Genomic DNA, 21,003 nt, shown 5'->3' on the forward strand with positions numbered 1-21,003 from the left:
GCTCAACTCTGGTTGAAGAAACCGCCGTTGCGGTGGGCGCGGGCCTCACCGCTGACCACCCTGTAGTCGGCCGGGGTCAGCAGGAACACGCGGGTGGCGACCCGCTCGATCGAACCGCGCAGACCGAAGGTCAGGCCGGCCGCGAAGTCCACCACGCGCTTGGCGTCGGCGGACTCCATGGCCGTCAGGTTCACGATCACCGGGACGCCGTCCCGGAACAGCTCGCCGATGCCGCGGGCGTCCCGGAAGCTTTCCGGGGAGACCGTGGCGATGCGGGTGCCCTGGTCCTGGGCGGCCTCGTCGGCCACTCGGACCCGGGGGTCGGTGACCCAGGGGCTGCCGCCCGAGTCACCGGCATCGGGTCCCTCGGCGTAGTCGTCGTCGTAGTAGCGCTCGTCATCACTGTCGTCGACGAGGCCAAGCCAGGCACTCGCCTTGCGCACCGATCCCATTGACGCCTCCTCTCACCCGCGGTCTCTGCGTGTCCGCCCCTATCGTCGTTCATGAGGCGGAGGGTGTGCCAAGTGGATAGCCGCCGCACGGGGGGTTCGTGACACATCTGGTGCAAAGAGGGTGGCGCAGCATCAGCTTACGCGCCCCGTAACGAAACTGACAGTACGACGAACATCACGGTCGGTACTCTATCGGGTGACGGGGACCGGAGGTGGCGACATCACGGAGCGGACCCTCGGGTCGGTTCATGCACGGGACCAGGGCAAATGCCAAGGGCCTCGGCGGCGGGCCACGAGATAGCCCGATGATCGGGAGACTGGCCCATCGGAGGGGTGTTGACGCCGCGTCGGATTCCGACCTGTGTCCACCGGACCCGCTTCCCTCGAAAGTTGCCCAGGCCGATTGTCCGACCATGGCGGCCGGAACCCGATGTTCCGGGTGCGGTTCACGCCCCCCGGTCGGGGTTCCGGGCGCATCATTCACGCCACCTTTCGCCGCATCCCCGGATCGTGGCGCCGATGGGGTCCGTGGAACGGTGCGGCCGCCCCACGGACCCCGGCTCAGCGGAGCTCCGGCGGGCTGATCCGCGAGGTCTCGATGGCCGAGGGGCCGGTGCCCCACTTCTTCAGGATCCGGCCGTAGGTGCCGTCCTTCTTCAGCCGGTTGACCGCGGCCCGGACGGCGGGTGCCAGCGGGGTGCCCTTCTTGAACGCGAAGCCGACGTCCAGCCGCTTGAACTCATTGAGGAAGCGCAGGCCCGGCTGCTGTTTCACCGCGTAGCGCAGCCCGTTGATGGTGCTCATCACGACATCGGTGCGGCCCTGCTGGAGCGAGATCCACAGGGCGCTCTGCTCGGCGTAGGTCTTGACGTCGTACGGCTTCTTCCCGGCCTTCTCGCACCGGTGCCGGTTCTCCTCCAGCGTCGCCTCGAAGGTGGTGCCCGCGCCGGTGGCGACCGTCAGCCCGCACAGCTGCCGCAGGGAGCGGACCTTCTTCAGGGGGCTGTCCTTGCGGACCGCGAAGCCCTGGCCGTCGTTGATGTACGTGACGAAGTCGATGGTCTGGCGGCGCTCGTCGGTGACGCCGAAGTTGCCGGTGCCCATGTCGTACTTGCCGCTGCCGAGGGCCGGCAGGATCGCCTCGAAGCTCGCCACCTCGCGGTCGATCGTGAGGCCGAGGACCTTGCCGACGGCGTTCGCGAAGTCGATGTCCTGACCGGCCAGGGTCTTGCCGTCGGCCAGATAGGTGGCGCCGGGCGGGGTGCCGACGCTGGTGGCGACGGAGAGGCGGCCCCGGGCGCGGACGTCCGCGGGCAGCAGTTCGGCGGCGGCCGGGTCCTTCTTGACGTCCGAGACCACGTCCGTGGTGGGGAGGCCGGCGTCGGCGGCCGCCGGTCCGGTGGCTCCGGCGCCGCCCGCGGAGCCGCCCGAACCACAGGCGGTGAGCGCCAGGACCGCGGTGGCCAGGAGGGCGGCGGTGCGCCGTGCGGTGGTGCGGGGCGTGGTGGGGCTCATGGGCGCGGACTCTCCAGGTGCTTTTCGAACGGCAGCGGGCCGATCGACTCCGGGGCGGCGGACAGATCGAACAGGGGCCGGTAACCGGCGGCGAGATACAGACCCTTGGCCTCCGGCTGGCGCGGGCCGGTCGTCAGGTAGGCGCGGGTGTAGCCGCGGGCGGCGGCATCCCGTTCCAGGGCGTCGAGGACCCGCCGGGCCAGGCCGCGGCGGCGGTGTGCGGAGTGCGTCCAGATCCGTTTGAACTCGGCGGTGCGGGCGTCGTAGCGGCGGTAGGCGCCGCCGGCGACCGGGCTGCCGTCCGCCAGGAGCAGCAGGAACGCGCCTCCGGGCGGGGCGAACTCCTCGGCCGGGTACTCCAGGCTCAGATCGACGGGTTTCTCGTACCGGGTGCGGTATTCGTGGGTGAGTTCGTCCAGCAGGGGACGGGCGAGCGGATCGCCGACGGTGGTGTGCCGGAGCGTCAGGCGGGCGGCCGGCAGCGGGCGGGGCGCGGCGGTCACCGGGCCGCCTCCGGGACGGGCCGCGGCACCGGGTCCACGGCGGCGGACGGCCACGGAAGGGTGTCGGGCAGCTCGTGGCGCAGCTGCGGCAGCACCTCGGCGGCGGTCAGCCGCAGTACCTCGGCCCTGCGGTGGAAGGGCAGCCCGGCGCTGTCCACGGAGAAGAACTGCAGCGCATGGCCGTAGGCGGCATGCTGCTGGACGATCTTGTCGACGATCCGGCCTGGGGAGCCGACCAGCGCCGGACCGTGGTCCGCGGCCTCGTCCAGCGAGCGGAAGGGCGTGTTGTTGCCCGGTACGTCGCGGGCGGCGACGGCCGCTTCGTAGTACGGCGCGAACTCCCGGCGGGCGGTGCGGTCGTCGGCCGCGGCGTAGAGCGTGCCGCCCGAACCGACCACCGCCGCCGACGGATCGTGCCCGTATTCCGCCCAGCGTGCGCGGTAACGGTCGATCAGCCGGGCGTAGTTGGCCACCGGCTGGATGACATTGGCGGCGAAGACCGGGTCGCCCCACAGGGCGGCCAGCTCCACCGAGCGTTCGCTGGTGGCGCTGCCGTGCCAGACGGTGGGCGGCTGCTGATACGGCCGGGGGAGCGTGGTCACCCCGTCGAGCGGTGCCCGGAAGCGGCCCGACCAGGTGACCTGTTCCTCGCTCCACAGCCGGCGCAGCAGCTCGTAGTTCTCCTCCTGCAGCGCGTACTGGTCGTCCGGCGCGCGGCCGAACAGCTGCCACGGCTCGGGGGCGTTGCCCTTGCCGATGGTCAGCTCCAGCCGGCCGCCGGAGAGCTGGTCGACGGTGGCGTAGTCCTCGGCGACCCGGACGGGGTCGAGGGTGGACAGCACGGTGACGGTGGTGAAGAGCCGGATCCGGTGGGTACGGGCGGCGATCGCGGCCAGCACGGCGGGCGGTGAGCTGGACAGGAACGGCGCACCGTGCCGCTCCCCGACACCGAAGGCGTCAAAGCCCAGCTCCTCGGCCAGCACGGCGAGTTCGATGACCTCCCGGAGGCGGTCGTGCGGGGTGGGGAGGTGCCCGGACCGCGCGTCCGGGACGTTGTCGATCAAAGTCATGACACCGAAGCGCATACTGCGCCCTTCTTCGAGCATGCCGAAGGAACAACACGACAGGAAAAACGGAAAGAGGACTGCGGGCAGAGCGAGGGGAGGGGTGCGCCGGACGGCGGCGCGAGGTGTGAAGGCGCGCGGTCGGGAAGAGAAAGAACCGCGGAACGGCCCGGCCTTACCGGCGACGGGCTTCAGGGCAGGGCGTCAGCTCAACAGGACGACGACCACACACGACCGAAGTCGATGTGGTCGCGGGTGACCAGCCGCTGCCATGGATACATGCGGCTAAGTGGAACAGGCATCCGTTTCCGCGTCAACCAGGATGTGACGCACCGCTCACAGTGTGGACAGCCTTGACAACCAGGCGTGTTCGCCCCATAGCCTCAAGGGCCGGTCGTGCTGAGGGGCACGGCCCGTTCTGCCTGTGTGAAGGCGCTCCACTCCCGTGCTCGCTCTCGGCATCCACGGAGCCTTCGCATGCCTTCCGACACCCTCGACGCCCGTACCGCATCCCCCGCGGCTCCGCCCGACGACGGCACCCCGCACCCCGTCCCCCGGATCGTGCCGCGCCGCCGCACCGGCCAGTGGGCCGCGGCCGCCGCCGTCCTCGCCCTGCTGGCCCTGGCGCTCACTTCCGTCGTCCGCAACGACGCCTTCCAATGGGACGTGGTCGCCGACTACTTCCTGACCACCGCCGTACTCCGCGGCCTGGGCCTCACCCTCTGGCTGACCGTGCTCGTCATGGCCCTGGGCTTTGTGCTCGGCACCCTGCTCGCGACGATGCGGCTGTCCGGCAACCCCGTCCTGCGCAGCGTCAGTTGGGGCTATGTGTGGCTCTTCCGGTCGATGCCGATCCTGGTGCAGCTGCTGTTCTGGTTCAACATCGGGGCGCTCTACCCGACGGTCCTCGGCATCAAGACCGTCGATCTGCTCGGCCCGGTCACCATCGCCCTCATCGGGCTCACCCTGCACGAGGCCGCCTACGCCGCCGAGGTGGTCCGCGGCGGCATCCTCTCCGTCGACAAGGGCCAGCTGGAGGCCGCCCAGTCGTTGGGGCTGGGCGCCTGGCGGCGGCTGCGCCGCATCGTGCTGCCGCAGGCGATGCGCTCGATCGTGCCGCCGGCCGGGAACATGCTGATCGGCACCCTCAAGGGCACCTCGATCGTCAGCGTCATCGCCGTCCAGGACCTGCTCTACTCCGTCCAGCTGGTCTACCACCGCACCTACCAGGTCATCCCGCTGCTGCTGGTCGCCACCCTCTGGTACATCGTGGTCACCTCCGCGCTCGGCGTGGGCCAGTACTACCTGGAGCGGCACTACGCCCGCGGGACGGCCGGTGCCCGATGAGCCGGTCCGTGAACCCGTCCGGCCGGCCGTCCGTGGTGATCGTGGGAGCCGGGCCGCGCGGCACCGGGCTGATCGAGCGGATCGCCGCCAACGCCCCCGAGCTGTACGGCGACGCGCCCCTCGACCTGCATCTCGTCGATCCCCATCCGCCCGGCGGCGGCCGCATCTGGCGCGCCGGCCAGTCGCCCCTGCTGTGGATGAACTCCACGGCCGAGGACGTCACCATGTTCACCGACGAGACCGTCGAACTGGACGGGCCGGTGCGGCCCGGCCCCTCGCTCGCCGAGTGGGCCCGCGGGGTGCGGTCCGGTGAGATCCCCGCCGGGCCCGGCCCGGCCGACGGCGCCGCGGCGCTCGGGCCCCGCGACTTCGCCGGCCGGCGGCTGCAGAGCGCCTATCTGAGCTGGGTGTACGAGCAATCGGTGGCCGCGCTGCCGCCGCGCGTCGCCGTCCATGAGCACCGGCGGACGGCGGTACGGGTCTCGGGCTCGCGCGAGGGCCGGCAGCAGGTGTGGCTGGCGGGCCGTCCGGCCCCGCTCCTCGCCGACCTCGTGGTGCTCGCACTGGGCCATCTGGAGGCCGAACTCCCGCCGGAGCAGCGCAAGTTGGCGGACTTCGCGGCCCGTCACGGTCTGACCCATCTGCCGCCCGCGTTCACCGCCGACACCGATCTGAGCGCGCTGCGGCCCGGTGAGCCGGTGCTCGTCCGCGGCTTCGGGCTGGCCTTCGTCGACCTCATGGTGCTGCTGACCGAGGGCCGCGGCGGCAGCTACACGACCGGAGCCGACGGGCAGCTGACCTACCGGCCCTCGGGGCGCGAGCCCGTGCTGCACGTCGGGTCACGGCGCGGGGTGCCCTACCACGCCAAGATCGGCTACGAACTGCACGGCGAACGGCCGCCGCTGCCGCGCTTCTTCGGGCCCGAGCAGGTCGACGCCCTGCTCGCCCGGCCCGGGGCGGACCTCGACTTCCGGCGCGACATCTGGCCGCTGATCGACAAGGAACTGGGCTTCGCCCACTACCACCGGCTGTTCACCGCCCACCCCGGGCGCACCCGGATGAACTGGCCCGACTTCGAGGAGAAATACGCCGCCGCCGACCCCGGCGGCGCCGCCCTCCAGGCCCTGGTCGGCGCCGCGGTCCCGGACCCCGCCGACCGCCTCGACCTGGCGGCCCTGGACCATCCGCTGGCCGGTCTGCGCTACCCCGACGGCGCGTCGCTGCAAGAGGGGCTGCGCGGTTATATCGAGGCCGACCTGGCCCGCCGTCACGACCCCGCGCACAGCCCCGACCTGGCGGTCTTCCTCGCCCTGCTGTCGGTCTACGGCCAGCTGGTGCGGATCGGCGACCGCGGCCCCTGGTGGCACGGCTTCTTCAGCTATCTGGCCTCCGGCCCGCCGGGACCGCGGCTACGGCAGCTGCTCGCGCTCTCCCGGGCCGGTGTGGTGCGCTTCCTCGGCGCCGGGACGACCGTCACCACGGACGAACGGCGCGGGGTGTTCCGTGCCGAGAGCGCCAGTGTGCCGGGGGAGTCGACCGAGGCGCGGGCGCTGGTGGAGGCGCGGCTCCCCGAGCCGACCGTCGCGCACACCCGGGACGCCCTGCTGCGCGCCCTGTACGCCGACGGCGCGGCCACGACGCGCACCGGGCTGCTGGCGGTGTCCGCCGCCGACGGCCGTGTGCTGGACCGGTCCGGCCGCCCGCATCCGCGCCGCTTCGCCCTCGGCCCGCACACCGACGCCCGCTCCGGCGGCGCCTTCGCCCGGCCCCGTACCAACGCACCCGCCTTCCGGCAGAACGACGCCACCGCGCGGGCGCTGCTCACCTTCCTCCGGGACCGGGGCGCCCCGCCCGTCACCCTCCCCGTCCGCCGCACACCCGTCACCGAGGAATCCCATGCCGCTGACCAGTGACATCCCCGTCGAACAGGCCGCTCCCCAACGGGCCGGACCACCGGGGGCGGACGACCCGGCGGCCCTGAAGGTCGTCCCCGTACGCCACCCCTGGCGCTGGGCCGCGATCGTGGTGACGGCAGTGCTGATCGCCCAGTTCGTGCACGGTCTGGTCACCAACCCGGCCTGGGAATGGGCGGTGTTCGCCCAGTTCTTCACCGCGGAGACGGTGCTCAAGGCGGTCTGGGTCACCCTCCAGCTCACCGTCTACGGCACCGCCCTCGGCTTTGCGCTGGGTGTCGTGCTGGCCTTCATGCGGCTGTCCGGCAGCCCGTTCCTGCGCTGGGTCGCGTTCGGCTACATCTGGGCCTTCCGCTCCATCCCGCTGATCGTCCAGCTGCTGTTCTGGTTCAACCTCGCCTATCTCTACAAGCGCCTGGAGTTCGGTATCCCCTTCGGGCCCGGCTTCTTCCACGTCGACACCATGGGCCTGGTCGGGGCGATGGGCGCGGCGGTGCTGGGCCTGGCGCTGCACCAGGCCGCGTACGCCGCCGAGATCGTGCGCGGCGGGGTGCTGGCCGTGGACGGCGGACAGCTGGAGGCGGCCGCGGCCCTCGGCATCCCCCGGCTGCGACAGCTGCGCCGCATCGTGCTGCCACAGGCCATGCGCTCGATCCTGCCGAACGCCACCAACGAGGTCATCTCCCTCTTCAAGGGCACCTCGATCGTCTCCGTCATGGCGATCGGCGAGCTCTTCTACCAGGTCCAGGTCATCTACGGACGGAACGGCCGGGTCGTGCCCCTGCTGATGGTGGCCACCGCCTGGTACGTCCTCCTCACCACGGTGCTCTCCGTCCTCCAGCACTACGTGGAACGTCACTTCTCCAAGGGAGCCACCCGATGAGCCCACAGGGCGCGATGGTCGAGGTCCGCTCGGTCCACAAGAGCTTCGGCCCGCTCGATGTCCTCAAGGGGGTGGATCTGGACGTCCGTACCGGCGAGGTCACCGTCGTCCTCGGCCCGTCCGGCTCGGGCAAGTCCACCCTGCTGCGCACCATCAACCACCTGGAGAAGGTCGACAGCGGCTCGGTGAGCGTGGACGGGGCGCTGGTGGGATACCGGCGGTCCGGCAACAAGCTCTACGAGCTGCGCGAGCGCGAGATCCTCCGGCAGCGCACGGAGATCGGCTTCGTCTTCCAGAACTTCCACCTCTTCCCGCATCTGACGGTGCTGGAGAACGTCACCGAGGCCCCGGTCTCCGCGCTCCGTCGCCCGAAGAAGGAGGCCGTCGAGGCCGCCCGCACCCTGCTCGCGCGGGTCGGTCTCGCCGAGAAGGCTGACGCCTACCCCCGGCAGCTCTCCGGCGGCCAGCAGCAGCGGGTCGCCATCGCCCGCGCGCTCGCCCTGGAGCCCAAACTGCTGCTCTTCGACGAGCCGACCTCCGCGCTCGACCCGGAGCTGGTCGGCGAGGTCCTCGATGTCATCAAGGACCTGGCGCACCAGGGCACCACGATGATCGTCGTCACCCATGAGATCGGCTTCGCCCGTGAGGTCGCCGACACCGTGGTCTTCATGGACGGCGGGCGGATCGTCGAGCAGGGCCCGCCCGGCGAGGTCCTCGACCGTCCGCGCCATGAGCGCACCAAGTCCTTTCTCTCCAAGGTCCTGTGAACATGAGGAGTCATCCGTTGAACCGCCGCACCCTGACCACCGCCCTCGCGCTCGCCGCCGGCTCCGTACTGCTGACCGCCTGCGGTGGCGGCGCGGCACCGGGCGGGGGCAGCGAGCAGGTCGCCGCCGCCGGTGCGACCGGACGGAAGATCAATATCGGTCCCGACCAGCACCGCATCCACGGCACCAAGGACCCTGAGACCGCCGCGCTGGTGCCCGCCCGGGTCCGTGAAACCGGCGCCCTGCGGATCGGGGTGAGCGCCGACGGCAGCCCGCCGCTGACCTTCCACGCCACCGACGACAAGACCCTCATCGGCGTCGAGGAGGACATCGCCACCCTCGTCGCCGACACCCTCGGCCTCAAGCCCCGCTTCGAGCCGCTGTCCTGGGAGAACCTCTTCGTCGGTCTGGACAGCGGCAAGCTGGACGCGGTGTTCTCCAATGTCACCGTCACCGAGGAGCGCAAGGAGAAGTACGACTTCGCCACCTACCGGCTCGACCAGCTGGCGATGGAGGCGAAGAAGGGCAGCGGCTGGCGGGTCCGCGGGCCCAAGGATGTCGCGGGCCGGACCATCGCGGTCGACTCCGGCACCAACCAGGAGAAGATCCTGGTCGACTGGAGCAAGGAGAACGAGAAGGCCGGCCGCGAGCCGGTCGACATCAAGTACTTCCGCAAGCCGTCCGACACCTACCTGGCGCTCCAGTCGGGCCGTCTCGACGGCTTCTTCGGCCCGAACCCGACCGCCGCGTACCACGTGAACACCGCGGGTCAGACGGAGCTCGTCGGCACCTTCTCCGGGGGCGGTGACCGCGTCCAGGGCAAGATCGCCGCCACCACGAAGAAGGGCAGCGGCCTGGTCAAGGCCTATGCCGCCGCTCTGCAGAAGGTCATCGACAACGGCCGCTACGGCAAGGTGCTGGCGCGCTGGGGGCTGACCGGCGAGCACCTGAAGACCTCGCAGATCAACCCGCCCGGCCTGCCCAGGACCGCCAACTGACCGGCGCCCGGCGCAGAAAGGAAGGCCCACCCATGTCCCTGCCCCCACGCCCGCTGCATCTGGCCGTCGCGCTGGACGCCCCGTCACGGCCCGGTGCGGACCACGACGCGGCGGACCACGACGCGGCGCACTTCGTGGCGCTCGCCCGGCTCGCCGAGCGCGGCACCCTCGACTTCATCACCCTCGGCGACAGCTTCGCCCGCCCCGGACTCGACGCGCTCGCCGTACTGGCCCGGGTCGCGCCCACCACCCAACACCTCGGCCTGGTCCCCACCGTCACCACCACCCACACCGAGCCGTTCCATGTCTCCACCGCCGTCGCCACCCTGGACTGGGTCAGCCGTGGCCGGGCCGGCTGGACCGTGGGGGTGTCCACCACCGAGGCCGATGCCGCGCTCTTCGGCCGCCGGAGTGCGGCCCCGCCCGCCGAGGTCTGGCGCGAGGCCGGTGAGGTCGCCGATGTCGCCGCCCGGCTATGGGACAGCTGGGAGGACGACGCCGAGATCCGCGACCGGGCGACCGGCCGGTTCATCGACCGGGACAAGCTCCACCACGTCGACTTCACCGGCGGCTCCTTCACCGTCCGCGGTCCCTCCATCGTCCCCAGACCCCCGCAGGGCCGGCCGGTCATCGTCGTCGAGGTGACCGGAACGGCGGCGGACGCCGCAGCGCCGGCGGACCGGGTGCTGCACGAGGTGGCCGCCGCCCACGCCGATGTCGCACTGGTCCGCGCGGAGGATCCGCAGACCGCCGGCGCCGCCCGCGCCGAGCTGCGCGAACGGGCCCGCGCGCACGGCCGGGACCCCGGCAGCCTGGTCGTCCTCGCCTCGCTGCCGGTCGAGCTGGACAGCTCGGCGGACGCCGTCGGGCTCGCCGACCTGATCCGTGACTGGCACGCCGACGGCGCCGCCGACGGCTTCCATCTGCGGCCCGCCGACCCGGCCCGCGGCGTCGGGCTGCTCGTCGACGGCACCGTCCCCGTGCTCCGGCACCGTGGCCTGCTGCGCCGCGGCTACGCCGGCGCCACGCTGCGCGAGCACCTCGGCCTGCCGCGCCCCGCCAACCGCTATGCCCTCGCCCGGGAGGCCTCCTGATGAGCCCGGCCCGCCCCGGCCCCGAAGCGCGGGGCCGCAAGCAGATACACCTCGCCGCGCACTTCCCCGGTGTCAACAACACCACCGTCTGGGCCGACCCCCGGTCGGAGAGCCAGATCGCCTTCTCCTCCTTCGAGCATCTCGCCCGCACCGCCGAGCGCGGTCTGTTCGACTTCTTCTTCCTGGCCGAGGGGCTGCGGCTGCGGGAGCACAAGGGCCGCGTCCACGACCTCGACGTGGTCGGCAGACCCGAGTCGGTCACCCTGCTCAACGCGCTGGCGGCGGTCACCGACCGGCTCGGCCTGGCCGCCACCGTCAACGCCACCTTCAACGAGCCCTATGAACTCGCCCGCCGGCTCGCCTCCCTCGACCATCTCAGCGGCGGCCGGGCCGCCTGGAACGTCGTCACCACCTCCGACGCCTTCACCGGCGAGAACTTCCGCCGCGGCGGCTACCTCGACCGTGCCGACCGCTACACCCGTGCGGCCGAATTCGTCGCCACGGCACGGGAGTTGTGGGACTCCTGGACGGACGGCGGGCGGCCCCGGCCGGTCGACCACCACGGCGAACACTTCACGGTCCGCGGCGAGTTCACCGTGCCGCGCAGCCCGCAGGGCCACCCCGTCGTCATCCAGGCCGGGGACTCGCCCGAGGGCCGGGAGTTCGCCGCCTCCGCCGCCGACGTGATCTTCACCCGGCACAGCGGGCCGGAGGCCGGCCGCGCCTTCTTTGCCGACGTCAAGGGCCGGCTCGCGGCGTACGGCCGGCGGCCCGCCGACCTCAAGATCATGCCGGGGGTCACCTTCGTCCTCGGCGACACCGCGGCCGAGGCCCAGGAGCAGGCCGCCGAGATCCGCCGCCGGCAGGTCTCCCCGCAGAACGCCCTGCTGGCCGCGGAGCAGATCTGGGGTGTCGACCTGTCCTCGTACGACCCCGACGGGCCGCTGCCGGACATCGACCCGGACCCCGGCAGCGAGCTGGCGCAGGGCCGCGTCCGGATCGCCGACCCGAAGGCCGTGGCGGACTCGTGGCGGGCGCTGTCGCGCGCCAAGGGCCTGTCCCTCCGCGAGACGGTCATCGAGACCACCGGCCGGCAGTCCTTCATCGGCACCCCGGAGGCCGTCGCCGCGGAGATGGACGCCCATGTGCAGACCGGTGCCGCCGACGGGTTCATCCTGGTGCCCCATCTGACGCCCGGTGGTCTGGACGCCTTCGTCGACCGTGTCGTACCGCTGCTCCAGGAGCGCGGTGTCCACCGCACGGAGTACTCCGGCACGACGCTGCGCGCCCACTTGGGGCTGCCGGAGCCCGCGCCGCGGGCGGGGGAGCGGAACCGCAACGTCCACTGATCCGTCCAAGCCTCGACCGAGGGGGTCAGCGCCGCCCCGGCAGCCGTCAACGCGGCTGCCGGGGCGGAGTGCTGGGGGCGGTGGGGAGATTGCGGCCCTGTGTCGGGCGTGAGACATCCGTGCGGACCTCTTGCGCTGCGGGGGTGGTGCGCCCGAGACTCCGCTCAGCGCTTGTCAGGGGCACGCTGAAAATGAACGTGCGGATTCCCGCGTGCCCTTCGGCTGCGCCTCACGGGCTGCCCACCGGCGGCCCCCCGATCCCCTCGGAGGAATCAGTGAGGAACGAGCGCACCACCCCCCGCAGCGGCATAGCGAGACGCACCCGGCTGATCGCCGTGGCGTCCGGACTGGTGGCCGTCGGTGCCATCGCCGTCCCCACCGCCAACGCACAGAACCCCGCCCCCGCACCGACGTTCAGCGCCGCTCAGCTCACCGCCGCCGGCAACGCGGTACGTGCCGCGGATGTCCCGGGCACCGCATGGCGGGTCGACAGCGCGACCCGCACTCTGGTCGTCACCGCCGACCGCACGGTCTCCCGGGCCGAGATCGCCAGGATCGAGCGGGCCGCGGGCAGCAACGCCGACGCGGTCCGTATCGACCGCGTCGCGGGCACCTTCCGCAAGTTCATCTCCGGCGGCGACGCCGTCTACGCCACCAGCTGGCGCTGCTCGCTCGGCTTCAACGTCCGCAGCGGCAGCACCTATTACTTCCTGACGGCCGGGCACTGCACCGACGGCAACCCGCCGTGGTACACCAACTCCTCGCACACCACGAGCATCGGTCCGACCGCAGGCTCCAGCTTCCCCGGCAACGACTACGGCATCGTGAAGTACACGAACTCCTCCGTGGCGCACGCCGGCACGGTCGGCAGCCAGGACATCACCAGCGCCGGCAACCCGACCGTCGGCCAGTCGGTCACCCGCCGGGGCTCCACCACCGGCACCCACAGCGGCAAGGTCACCGCACTGAACGCCACCGTCAACTACGGCGGCGGCGACATCGTCTCCGGCCTCATCCAGACCACGGTCTGTGCCGAGCCCGGCGACAGCGGCGGTCCCCTCTACTCCGGGACCAAGGCACTCGGCCTCACCTCCGGAGGCAGCGGTGACTGCACCTCCGGCGGCACCACGTTCTTCCAGCCCGTCACCGAGGCGCTGAGCGCCTACGGCGTCAGCGTCTACTGACGCCGGCCGGCTGAGTCCGTACGGACCCGGGATCGCGCGGCCCGGGTCCGCACGGGAGATCCCTGCACGGAACGCCGGACGGCTCCGGCCGTACGAGGGCCCCCGTCCGCCGGCGGACGGGGGCCCGGCCGCGTCCGCCGCGCGTCTCGACCGCCCTCCGGGCCCGGGCATACCATGGTAAGCGGCGCGATTCGGACACGTGCGGCACATCTTCAGGGAGCCGTGATGGTCGAAGAACTGGTGACGGCCGGGGTGGCGCTGGCCTGCACGGGCACGGTGTATCTCATGGCGGCGGCGCGAGTGGTCAAGCAGTACGAACGCGGTGTGGTGCTGCGGCTGGGGCGGCTGGTCTCCGAGGTGCGCGAGCCGGGGTTCACCATGATCGTTCCGATCGTCGACCGGCTGCGCAAGGTCAATATGCAGATCGTCACGATGCCGGTGCCCGCCCAGGAGGGCATCACCCGCGACAATGTCACGGTGCGGGTCGACGCGGTCGTCTACTTCAAGGTCGTGGACGCCGCCGACGCGGTCATCCGGGTCGAGGACTACCGCTTCGCGGTCTCGCAGATGGCGCAGACCTCGCTGCGGTCGATCATCGGCAAGAGCGAGCTGGACGACCTGCTGTCGAACCGCGAGAAGCTCAACCAGGGCCTGGAGCTGATGATGGACAGCCCGGCCATCGGCTGGGGAGTGACCGTCGACCGGGTGGAGATCAAGGACGTCTCGCTGCCGGAGACGATGAAGCGGTCGATGGCCCGCCAGGCGGAGGCGACCCGCGACCGGCGCGCCCGGGTGATCAACGCCGATGCCGAGCTGCAGGCGTCGAAGAAGCTGGCCGAGGCGGCCGAGGCGATGTCCGACCAGCCCGCGGCGCTGCAACTGCGGCTGCTGCAGACCGTGGTGGCGGTCGCCGCCGAGAAGAACTCCACCCTCGTGCTGCCCTTCCCGGTCGAGCTGCTGCGGTTCCTGGAGCGGTCCGGGCTGCAGGCCCAGGCGCAGACCGAGGCGGCCGAGGCGGAGCGGGGCGGCGGGCGGCGGCCGGCCGCCCCGGCGGCGCCCCGGGCGCCGCGCACGCCCGTCGAGCACGGCGCGGAGACCGCGCTGCCGGAGCTGGCGGACCTCCCGCCGGTGGAGGACCTCCCGTAGGCGTCCCGCGCGGATGAGGTCCTGAAGCGGGGTGCCGTTACCTTCTCGATGTTCCGCTGAGCGTCGTATGTCCCCATTGATGTGGGTACATACGGCGTTTTCTGTGGTCCGGGGGGCGGTTCCCGGCCGGTGTTTTCCGGCCAGCTATAGTCCTCACACGTTGCCGTCCGCCGTGCGCCCCGTGTGCCCGCTGATGTCCGCACTCGGGAGTGAGGTGCGCGGATGTCTGTGTGTCCTTCGTGTGGCGAATTGGTGAACTCCCGCATGTGAGACCGGAACTCGGTCTTGTGCGCGAGTGAGGCGGATGGGAATACTCGGCTCCACCTTGGCATGGACGCGACTCCCCGAGACGCCGCTTCCCGGGGCGGACCCGTGCCAGTCCTGATCCCTCACTCTCCGGGCCCGGACAACTCCCCACGGTTTCCGGGCTCTTCCCCCCACGGGAGGCTCTGAGTTGAAGCACCGACGCATACCCAACCGGCGCGCCGTCATCGCGGGCGCGGGCGCGCTCGCCCTCGCCGCGACCGCCACCGTCACCCTCGCCAACGCCAACGCGTCCCAGGGCCCCGCCCCCAAGCCCACGCTCGCCAAGCTGACCTCCGCGGCGGCGACCACCCTGGCCTCCCAGCTCAAGACGGACACCGCCGGTGCGTTCTACGACGCCAAGGCCAAGAAGCTGGTGGTCAACGTCGTGAACAAGGCGGCGGCCAAGGCCGTACGGGCGAAGGGGGCGGAAGCGAGACTCGTCAAGCACACCTTCGCCCAGCTCGACTCGGCCCGGCAGACGCTGAAGTCGAAGGCGACCATCCCCGGCACGTCCTGGGGCATCGACCCGCAGAGCAACAAGGTCGTGGTGACCGCCGACCGCACGGTCAAGGGCACCAAGCTGGACCGCCTCACCAAGGTCGCCGAGGCCCTCGGCGACAAGGTCGAGGTCCGCCACAGCAAGGGTGAGTTCAAGCCCTTCATCGGCGGCGGCGACGCGATCTGGGGGAGCGGTGCCCGCTGCTCGCTCGGCTTCAACGTCGTCAAGGACGGCCAGCCGCACTTCCTGACGGCCGGCCACTGCGGCAACGACATCAAGAGCTGGTCCGACAAGCAGGGCGGCTCGGCGATCGCCACCACCGAGGACTCCAAGTTCCCCGGTGACGACTACTCGCTCGCCAAGTACACCGGTGACACCGCGCACCCGAGCGAGGTCAACCTCTACAACGGCAGCACCCAGAAGATCACCAAGGCCGCTGAGGCCACGGTCGGCGAGAAGGTGCAGCGCAGCGGCAGCACCACCCAGGTGCACGACGGCACGGTCAAGGCCCTCAACGCCAGCGTCAACTACCAGGAGGGCACGGTCGAGGGTCTGATCCAGACCGACGTCTGCGCCGAGCCCGGTGACAGCGGTGGCGCGCTCTTCGACGGCGAGACCGCGCTCGGCCTCACCTCCGGTGGCAGCGGCGACTGCTCCGGCGGCGGCGAAACCTTCTTCCAGCCGGTCACCGAGGCCCTGGAGGCCTACGGCGCGGAAATCGGCTGACCCGCAGGCACACCCCGCACAGCTCGGCGCACGGTGCCGGGCCCCGGATCCGCTCGTCGTCCGGGGACCCGGCACCGTCCCGCGGCGCTCAGCCGCCCGTGCCCGGGGCCGCCTCCCGGCCGTCGCCCGGCCCGAAGGCAGCCAGCGCCTCCTCGGCCGAGGTCCGGGCCCGGACATAGGTATCCGCCCATGCGGCTGCCGACGGAGAGTCCGATTCCCGGGCGATCCGGGCGCAGGCCGCCTCGTGATCGAAGGCCGTATGCCGCAGTGTGACCGCTCCGCCGCCCGGCCCCAGCAGCGCCCAGTGGGCGCCCGGTCTGCCGTACGGCATGCCGACGCTCCCCGGATTGACCACCAGCCGTCCGTGGGTGAACCGGACGAACGGCATATGGGTGTGCCCGCAGACCACCGTCCGTACGGCATCGGGCACCCCCTCCAGCACCTCGGCCCAGCGCTCGGGTCGGGAGTCGACGAGCACGATCTCCGTGTCGTTGCGCGGGGTGGCGTGACAGAAGAGGACCGGCCCGAGCCCGGTCACCTCCAGCGTCGCGGTGGCGGGCAGCGACCCCAGGAAGTCCAGGTCGTCCGGGCCGAGTTGACCGGCCGCCCAGGCGTCCATCGGATCCGCCGGAGTGTCTCCCGTCCCCTGCCGGACCGCGGCCATCTCGCGGTCGGCGTTACCGCTGATCCACACCGCCCGGTCGCCGAGACCGCGCAGCAGCGCCAGGGTCTGGCGGGGGAGCGGCCCGGCGAGCAGATCACCGGTCAGCACGATGCGGTCGGCGGTGCGGACGTCCGGCTCGGCGAGCACCGCCTCCAGCGCCGGCAGCACGGCATGGATGTCGGAGAGCACGGCGACGCCCGCGCCGTGCGGGCGGGCGGAGTTCGGTCCGGCGTCGCTGCCGGGATCGGAAGTGTCCATGCGCCGAGCCTAGGGACCATCAACGCCCCACCGCATGGGAGATCCCCGGGCACCGCCGTCCGGTGCCCGGGGATCTGAAGCGATGGCCGGGTCAGAAGTTGAAGACCGATCCCATGCCGTCGGCCATCGCGCAGGAGTTGGCGAAGGTGTAGGTGTACGAGACGCGCTTGCCCTGCCACACGCCGTCGGCGGTGACCACGAAGGGGTTCCACTCCTTGGTGCACAGCCGGTCCGACGTGGCGGCGGTCACCGCGTTGAAGTCACCGGCCACCGTGCGCAGTTGGGCGCAGGCGGCTTTTGCGTTCGGGTGGCTTCCCCGCGCCCCCGGCATACAGCTGAGCGTCACGGCGCGCTGCACCGTGGCGGTCGCGCGGCTCTCTCCCTGGCCGGTCGTCAGCACCAGTTCCGACGGGGCGTAGAGCCCGCCCGTCCGCGTGGGCTGCGCCGGTGCGGCGACGGCGTGCGCGGTGGTGGCGAGCGTGCCCATAACCAGCGCTGCGCCGAGCGCGACCGCCCCAGTGATGTACCGCATGACGAACACTCCCTTGCTCGAAGGTGCAGATACCGGACGGGAGTCTGGCCCAACCGCACTCCGAAAGCATCCCGATCACACAAGGAGCGATCGCTTTGAGTCGTTAGATGAAAGCTGAGAGTAATGGCGCGAACCGGCCGGGGGCGGTGTCGGACGGCCAGGGGAAAGCCGTGCGCGGCCAGCGGGGATGCCGCCCCCGGGATGCCCCGGGCAAGGGCCGCTCGGCCACGGAACGAAGGAATCCGGCCGCCGACCGGTCGTTCGGGCGGGTTTCGATCTCCGGCGATTGGCCGAAGAGGGGGGCCGGAGGGTCCCTCCGTGCTGCCCGGGGTCTCCGGAGAGGTAAGAACCGGCCGCCCGCCGGTCGCCTTACCGGCCCGGTGCGCTCGTCGCGGTGCCCGCCCTCACCGGCTCCGGCCGCTCGCAGGGGCGCCCTCCTTCACAGCCTCCCGCCGCCCGCCGCCGCGCCCTTCCTCACAGCCTCCGGCCGCCCGCCGCCGCGCCCTCCCCGCCGCCGGGGCGGCCCGGGTCCCCCTCGCCGTCCCGCTCCTTCACCCCGTGGCCCCGTCCAGTTCCGGCAGCCCCGCCGTCAGTGCCCGCAGGGTCCGCACCACCAGCTCGGCGGGCCCCCGCGGTCCGTCCGGTGCCGCGTCTCCCGCCGCCCACTCCTCCACCGCGACCCGCATCGCGGTGTTCGCCGCGGCCGCGGCCAGCCGTGCCGTCAACGGGTCCGCGCCGGTCAGCCGCGCCAGGACCGGCCGCAGTGCCTCCTCGGAGTCGTGGTGCACCCGGTGCCAGACCGCGCGCAGCGCCGGATCGCCCGGCATCGCCCGCAGCAGCCCGCGGGTCCAGCGCAGCGCCTCGGCGGCCGGCTCGTCGGCGGGGGTCAGCGCCCGGCGGGCCGCCCGCTCCAGCGCCTCGCGCACGGGGAGGGTGTCCTGGCCCGCCGGCGGTGTGGCCAGATCGTCGATCCACTCCCGCACCCCGCCGGCGAGCAGCGGCACCACCGCGTCCTCCTTGGTGCGGAAGTAGCGGTAGAAGGTGCGCAGCGCGACCCCTGAGGTGCGGGCGATCTCGTCGGCGGTGACGGCGGCGCCGCGCTCCGCGAACAGGGCCGCCGCGGTGCGGGCGATCTCCAGCTGGGTCTCGGCCTTCCGCCGCTCGGTGAGCGAGGGGCGCGGCGGCGGGGTGGGGCGGGGCGCGGTCGGCATGGCTTCAGTTTACGGAGTGCTGTGACAGATCGGCATGCCACGCGAGAGTGGCACGACGTGCCACATGGGCGTTAGCGTGCCCGGGTACCTCGAGAACGGAGCTGGACCATGAACCGCTTTGACGGACGCCGCGTACTGATCACCGGAGCCGGCTCGGGCATCGGCCAGGCCACCGTCCACCGGATCCTCGCCGAGGGCGGCCGGGTGGTGGCGGCGGACGTCGATGCCGCGGGGCTGCGGATCACCGCCGACCGTGCCGCCGCGGAGGGGACCGACGGCCGGCTGGAGACCGTGGTGCTGGACGTGGCCGACGAGGCGGCGGTCCGTGCGGGCGTCGCCGCCGCGGTGGCCGGGCTCGGCGGTCTGGACGTCCTGGTCAACGCGGCGGGCATCCTGCGCGCCGCGCACACTCACGAGACCGGGCTGGACCTCTTCAACCAGGTCCTCTCGATCAATCTGACCGGCACCTTCCTGATGATCCGTGAGGCGCTGCCCGCTCTCCTGGAGGGTGAGGCGCCGGTCGTGGTCAACTTCAGCTCCACGTCGGCCTCGTTCGCGCACCCGTACATGGCGGCGTACGCGGCGAGCAAGGGCGGCATCCAGTCCATGACGCATGCCATCGCGAGCGAGTACAGCAAGCAGGGGCTGCGCGCGGTGTGTGTGGCGCCGGGCTCCATCGCCAGCGGCATGACCAGCGGTCCGGTTCCGGGGCTGCCCGAGGACGCCGATATGTCCCTGTTCACCAAGCTCTTTCCGGCCATCGGCGAAGGCTTCGCCGGCCCGGAGACGGTCGCCGGTGTCATCGCGATGCTCGCCTCGCGGGACGGCGCGTTCATCACCGGCACGGAGGTCCGGATCGACGGCGGTACGCATATGTGAGCCGGCCGCACTTCCCGTGGAACAGCTCCGTCACCGCATCGACGGCATCACGCTCTGAGTGTCCGAGCCGGTCACGTTCGGGCTAGCCGGCCCTCTTGGCCTGAACGTCTTCGGCTGTCAGGGCCTTACCGCCGACTGCCCATTCGCCACTGGGCGTCTCGGTGATCACCACATGCGTCACCGGTCGCAGTGCCTCACCTTCGATGGCGATCAACGCCTCGGAGACGTCCTCGACCATCTTCTGCTTCTCTTCGGGGGTGAATACCCCTGCGATCACCTTGATGTCGATGAATGGCATCGGATACCTCCCACGTGATGGTGAGATCCGGCCGTCATGCCGCTCCGGTTTCAGGGTCGAACGTGATGTCAACCGCTGCTTGCGCCGGCACGTTTCTCCCAGTGTCGCAGATCGACTCCTGCGACACCCGCTTGAGGAGGTGCTCCGGTGATCACGGCGCTGACCTGGGCGGGACCCGGCCTGTGGGATCACCGCGCCGACCGCCCGCCCAAGTCCGTCCGTCACCACCCTTCTCGGCATGCGGCGGCTGCGAATGGTGAGTTGAGCCGCATGGGGTACCGGACTGCGGGGGAGTTCACGTCCCGCCGGGCCTCACGCCTGCCCGGTTTCGAAGCGGCTCACCTTCCCGTTCATGAGGGGGTCTCGCCCTTCTTGCGGAAGATCGAAAGAACCAGGGTGAGCAGGGTCCCGCCCACCGCCCAGGCGGCGAGCACCAGGAGCGGGCCTGTGATCGCGTTGCCGTGGAAGTAGGCGAGGGAGCGTGCCGTCCAGGTGCCCGCGCCCGGTGGGAGGGCGGGGCCGATGGCGCGCCAGAACGGGGGCAGCAGCGGGTAGGGGTAGGCGCCGCCCGCGCTCGGATTGCCGAGGATGACGATCAGCAGGATCGCCAGGCCGATGCCGAGGATGCCCAGCAGGGCCTGGCAGGCCAGGGTGGTGGCGCCCACCGCGAAGACCACCAGGGCGCCCAGCCCCCACAGCCCGAAGAAGGTGCCGGGCAGGGCGCCGAGCACCGGCCCGACGACGATCGCGCCGGCCAGTCCGGCGGTGAGCGCGTACACGGCGAGTGCGGCCAGCCGGATGACCGCCCGGTGGCCGTTCGAGGGGCGTGCCCCGGCGCTGATCGCGAGGATCGCGGCGCACAGATAGCCGCCGACGCACCAGCCGACGACGAGGTAGAAGGACGACAGGCTGCGGCCGTCGCCCGGGGCGGCGGGTGCCACCTCGACCGTGCGGACGGTGCGGTGTCCGGCCTTCTCGGCCGAGCGCACGACCGTGTCGACCGCCTGGGCGAGGGAGGCGCCGCCGCCACCGGCGACCAGCAGCCGGTCGGTGCTCCCGCGCGGGTTGACGATCAGTGCGCCGTCGAGCGTCCGGTCCGCGATCTGCTGCCGGGCGGCCCGTTCGGAGGCCACCGGGCGCGGGTCCAGGGGAGAGCCGGGCAGCCGGTCCAGCTTGGCCACCAGCTGCGCCCTGGTCTGCGCGGGAGCGACGACACCGAGCGGCACATCCGCCGGCACGGGGTGGTGGAAGGCGCCGGTGTACGACGTGATGAACGCGATCATCAGCCCCAGGACGCCGAGCACCAGCAGCGAGGCATGGGGCGTCACCGCGCTCTTCACCTCCCCGAGGAAGGTGGTGCGGGTGCCGTCGTCCGTCGTGGCCATGGCTCGCTCCTCGCCACACTTCGGCTGCCG

Annotated in this window: 20 protein-coding genes; 11 read left to right on the forward strand and 9 right to left on the reverse strand. The window is 72.0% G+C overall.

The annotated features are described in order from the left end of the window. Positions 1-2: 2 nt before the first annotated feature. From STRNI_RS32200 to STRNI_RS32215, 4 genes are all read right to left on the reverse strand, one after another. On the reverse strand, positions 3-452 hold the full coding sequence (locus STRNI_RS32200) for a cell division protein SepF (RefSeq protein ID WP_018087923.1): 450 nt from the start codon (positions 450-452) through the stop codon (positions 3-5). Positions 453-1,013: 561 nt separating this feature from the next. Then, a complete protein-coding gene (locus STRNI_RS32205) occupies positions 1,014-1,967 on the reverse strand; it encodes an ABC transporter substrate-binding protein (RefSeq protein ID WP_277412478.1) in 954 nt (317 codons plus the stop codon). After that, positions 1,964-2,470, reverse strand: a complete 507-nt coding sequence (locus tag STRNI_RS32210) for a GNAT family N-acetyltransferase (protein WP_174876473.1) — start codon at positions 2,468-2,470, stop codon at positions 1,964-1,966. The genes STRNI_RS32205 and STRNI_RS32210 overlap by 4 nt, the downstream gene beginning before the upstream one ends. Further along, the gene (locus STRNI_RS32215; RefSeq protein WP_277412479.1) at positions 2,467-3,555 is read right to left on the reverse strand and encodes an LLM class flavin-dependent oxidoreductase; all 1,089 of its coding nucleotides are present in this window, start codon (positions 3,553-3,555) and stop codon (positions 2,467-2,469) included. The genes STRNI_RS32210 and STRNI_RS32215 overlap by 4 nt, the downstream gene beginning before the upstream one ends. A gap of 456 nt (positions 3,556-4,011) precedes the next feature. On the opposite strand from STRNI_RS32215, the gene STRNI_RS32220 reads away from it, so the two are divergent. From STRNI_RS32220 to STRNI_RS32265, 10 genes are all read left to right on the forward strand, one after another. Continuing rightward, complete coding sequence (locus STRNI_RS32220) at positions 4,012-4,881, forward strand: amino acid ABC transporter permease (RefSeq protein WP_159490184.1); 870 nt, start codon at positions 4,012-4,014, stop codon at positions 4,879-4,881. Then, positions 4,878-6,794, forward strand: a complete 1,917-nt coding sequence (locus STRNI_RS32225; RefSeq protein WP_277412480.1) for an FAD/NAD(P)-binding protein — start codon at positions 4,878-4,880, stop codon at positions 6,792-6,794. The genes STRNI_RS32220 and STRNI_RS32225 overlap by 4 nt, the downstream gene beginning before the upstream one ends. Continuing rightward, positions 6,778-7,677 (forward strand): amino acid ABC transporter permease, encoded by a 900-nt coding sequence (locus STRNI_RS32230; RefSeq protein WP_159490180.1) that lies wholly within the window; start codon positions 6,778-6,780, stop codon positions 7,675-7,677. Before STRNI_RS32225 ends, STRNI_RS32230 begins: the two co-directional genes overlap by 17 nt. Continuing rightward, on the forward strand, positions 7,674-8,444 hold the full coding sequence (locus STRNI_RS32235) for an amino acid ABC transporter ATP-binding protein (protein ID WP_269777517.1): 771 nt from the start codon (positions 7,674-7,676) through the stop codon (positions 8,442-8,444). Before STRNI_RS32230 ends, STRNI_RS32235 begins: the two co-directional genes overlap by 4 nt. A 2-nt stretch (positions 8,445-8,446) precedes the next feature. Then, positions 8,447-9,442 carry an ABC transporter substrate-binding protein gene (locus STRNI_RS32240; protein WP_277412481.1) on the forward strand — a complete coding sequence of 332 codons (996 nt, stop codon included), beginning with the start codon at positions 8,447-8,449 and terminating at the stop codon, positions 9,440-9,442. Positions 9,443-9,474: 32 nt separating this feature from the next. Next, positions 9,475-10,536, forward strand: coding sequence for an LLM class flavin-dependent oxidoreductase (locus STRNI_RS32245; protein ID WP_277412482.1), 1,062 nt, complete (start codon positions 9,475-9,477; stop codon positions 10,534-10,536). Then, positions 10,536-11,885, forward strand: coding sequence for an NtaA/DmoA family FMN-dependent monooxygenase (locus STRNI_RS32250; protein ID WP_277412483.1), 1,350 nt, complete (start codon positions 10,536-10,538; stop codon positions 11,883-11,885). Before STRNI_RS32245 ends, STRNI_RS32250 begins: the two co-directional genes overlap by 1 nt. 275 nt (positions 11,886-12,160) lie before the next feature. After that, complete coding sequence (locus STRNI_RS32255) at positions 12,161-13,069, forward strand: S1 family peptidase (protein ID WP_277412484.1); 909 nt, start codon at positions 12,161-12,163, stop codon at positions 13,067-13,069. Between the two features lie 225 nt (positions 13,070-13,294). Then, positions 13,295-14,215 (forward strand): slipin family protein, encoded by a 921-nt coding sequence (locus tag STRNI_RS32260; RefSeq protein ID WP_277412485.1) that lies wholly within the window; start codon positions 13,295-13,297, stop codon positions 14,213-14,215. A gap of 454 nt (positions 14,216-14,669) precedes the next feature. Continuing rightward, the gene (locus tag STRNI_RS32265) at positions 14,670-15,746 is read left to right on the forward strand and encodes a S1 family peptidase (RefSeq protein ID WP_018087910.1); all 1,077 of its coding nucleotides are present in this window, start codon (positions 14,670-14,672) and stop codon (positions 15,744-15,746) included. An 88-nt stretch (positions 15,747-15,834) separates the two neighbouring features. On the opposite strand, the gene STRNI_RS32270 is transcribed toward STRNI_RS32265, so the two are convergent. The 3 genes from STRNI_RS32270 to STRNI_RS32280 form a co-directional block, all read right to left on the reverse strand. Then, positions 15,835-16,668 carry a metallophosphoesterase family protein gene (locus STRNI_RS32270; protein WP_277412486.1) on the reverse strand — a complete coding sequence of 278 codons (834 nt, stop codon included), beginning with the start codon at positions 16,666-16,668 and terminating at the stop codon, positions 15,835-15,837. A 91-nt stretch (positions 16,669-16,759) separates the two neighbouring features. Beyond that, entirely contained in the window at positions 16,760-17,200 is a 441-nt protein-coding gene (locus STRNI_RS32275; protein WP_018087908.1) for a subtilase-type protease inhibitor, read from the reverse strand. A gap of 551 nt (positions 17,201-17,751) precedes the next feature. After that, positions 17,752-18,411, reverse strand: coding sequence for a TetR family transcriptional regulator (locus STRNI_RS32280; protein ID WP_277412487.1), 660 nt, complete (start codon positions 18,409-18,411; stop codon positions 17,752-17,754). Positions 18,412-18,519: 108 nt separating this feature from the next. Between STRNI_RS32280 and STRNI_RS32285 the strand changes: the two genes are divergently transcribed. After that, complete coding sequence (locus tag STRNI_RS32285; protein ID WP_109888797.1) at positions 18,520-19,290, forward strand: SDR family NAD(P)-dependent oxidoreductase; 771 nt, start codon at positions 18,520-18,522, stop codon at positions 19,288-19,290. Positions 19,291-19,372: 82 nt separating this feature from the next. Here STRNI_RS32285 and STRNI_RS32290 read toward each other — a convergent pair whose 3' ends face one another. Both STRNI_RS32290 and STRNI_RS32295 read right to left on the reverse strand, forming a co-directional pair. Continuing rightward, complete coding sequence (locus STRNI_RS32290) at positions 19,373-19,588, reverse strand: tautomerase family protein (protein WP_093647972.1); 216 nt, start codon at positions 19,586-19,588, stop codon at positions 19,373-19,375. Between the two features lie 350 nt (positions 19,589-19,938). Beyond that, a complete protein-coding gene (locus STRNI_RS32295; RefSeq protein WP_277412488.1) occupies positions 19,939-20,973 on the reverse strand; it encodes a YhgE/Pip domain-containing protein in 1,035 nt (344 codons plus the stop codon). Between the last annotated feature and the right edge of the window lie 30 nt (positions 20,974-21,003).

It is taken from the genome of Streptomyces nigrescens (assembly GCF_027626975.1).
Classification (GTDB): domain Bacteria; phylum Actinomycetota; class Actinomycetes; order Streptomycetales; family Streptomycetaceae; genus Streptomyces; species Streptomyces nigrescens.

Excerpts from the sequence above, each read along its gene's own strand:
- STRNI_RS32200 (WP_018087923.1), bottom strand. The coding sequence starts at position 452 with ATGGGATCGGTGCGCAAGGCGAGTGCCTGGCTTGGCCTCGTCGACGAC.
- STRNI_RS32205 (WP_277412478.1), bottom strand. The coding sequence starts at position 1,967 with ATGAGCCCCACCACGCCCCGCACCACCGCACGGCGCACCGCCGCCCTC.
- STRNI_RS32215 (WP_277412479.1), bottom strand. The coding sequence starts at position 3,555 with ATGCGCTTCGGTGTCATGACTTTGATCGACAACGTCCCGGACGCGCGG.
- STRNI_RS32220 (WP_159490184.1), top strand. The coding sequence starts at position 4,012 with ATGCCTTCCGACACCCTCGACGCCCGTACCGCATCCCCCGCGGCTCCG.
- STRNI_RS32225 (WP_277412480.1), top strand. The coding sequence starts at position 4,878 with ATGAGCCGGTCCGTGAACCCGTCCGGCCGGCCGTCCGTGGTGATCGTG.
- STRNI_RS32230 (WP_159490180.1), top strand. The coding sequence starts at position 6,778 with ATGCCGCTGACCAGTGACATCCCCGTCGAACAGGCCGCTCCCCAACGG.
- STRNI_RS32235 (WP_269777517.1), top strand. The coding sequence starts at position 7,674 with ATGAGCCCACAGGGCGCGATGGTCGAGGTCCGCTCGGTCCACAAGAGC.
- STRNI_RS32240 (WP_277412481.1), top strand. The coding sequence starts at position 8,447 with ATGAGGAGTCATCCGTTGAACCGCCGCACCCTGACCACCGCCCTCGCG.
- STRNI_RS32245 (WP_277412482.1), top strand. The coding sequence starts at position 9,475 with ATGTCCCTGCCCCCACGCCCGCTGCATCTGGCCGTCGCGCTGGACGCC.
- STRNI_RS32250 (WP_277412483.1), top strand. The coding sequence starts at position 10,536 with ATGAGCCCGGCCCGCCCCGGCCCCGAAGCGCGGGGCCGCAAGCAGATA.
- STRNI_RS32260 (WP_277412485.1), top strand. The coding sequence starts at position 13,295 with ATGGTCGAAGAACTGGTGACGGCCGGGGTGGCGCTGGCCTGCACGGGC.
- STRNI_RS32270 (WP_277412486.1), bottom strand. The coding sequence starts at position 16,668 with ATGGACACTTCCGATCCCGGCAGCGACGCCGGACCGAACTCCGCCCGC.
- STRNI_RS32275 (WP_018087908.1), bottom strand. The coding sequence starts at position 17,200 with ATGCGGTACATCACTGGGGCGGTCGCGCTCGGCGCAGCGCTGGTTATG.
- STRNI_RS32280 (WP_277412487.1), bottom strand. The coding sequence starts at position 18,411 with ATGCCGACCGCGCCCCGCCCCACCCCGCCGCCGCGCCCCTCGCTCACC.
- STRNI_RS32285 (WP_109888797.1), top strand. The coding sequence starts at position 18,520 with ATGAACCGCTTTGACGGACGCCGCGTACTGATCACCGGAGCCGGCTCG.
- STRNI_RS32290 (WP_093647972.1), bottom strand. The coding sequence starts at position 19,588 with ATGCCATTCATCGACATCAAGGTGATCGCAGGGGTATTCACCCCCGAA.
- STRNI_RS32295 (WP_277412488.1), bottom strand. The coding sequence starts at position 20,973 with ATGGCCACGACGGACGACGGCACCCGCACCACCTTCCTCGGGGAGGTG.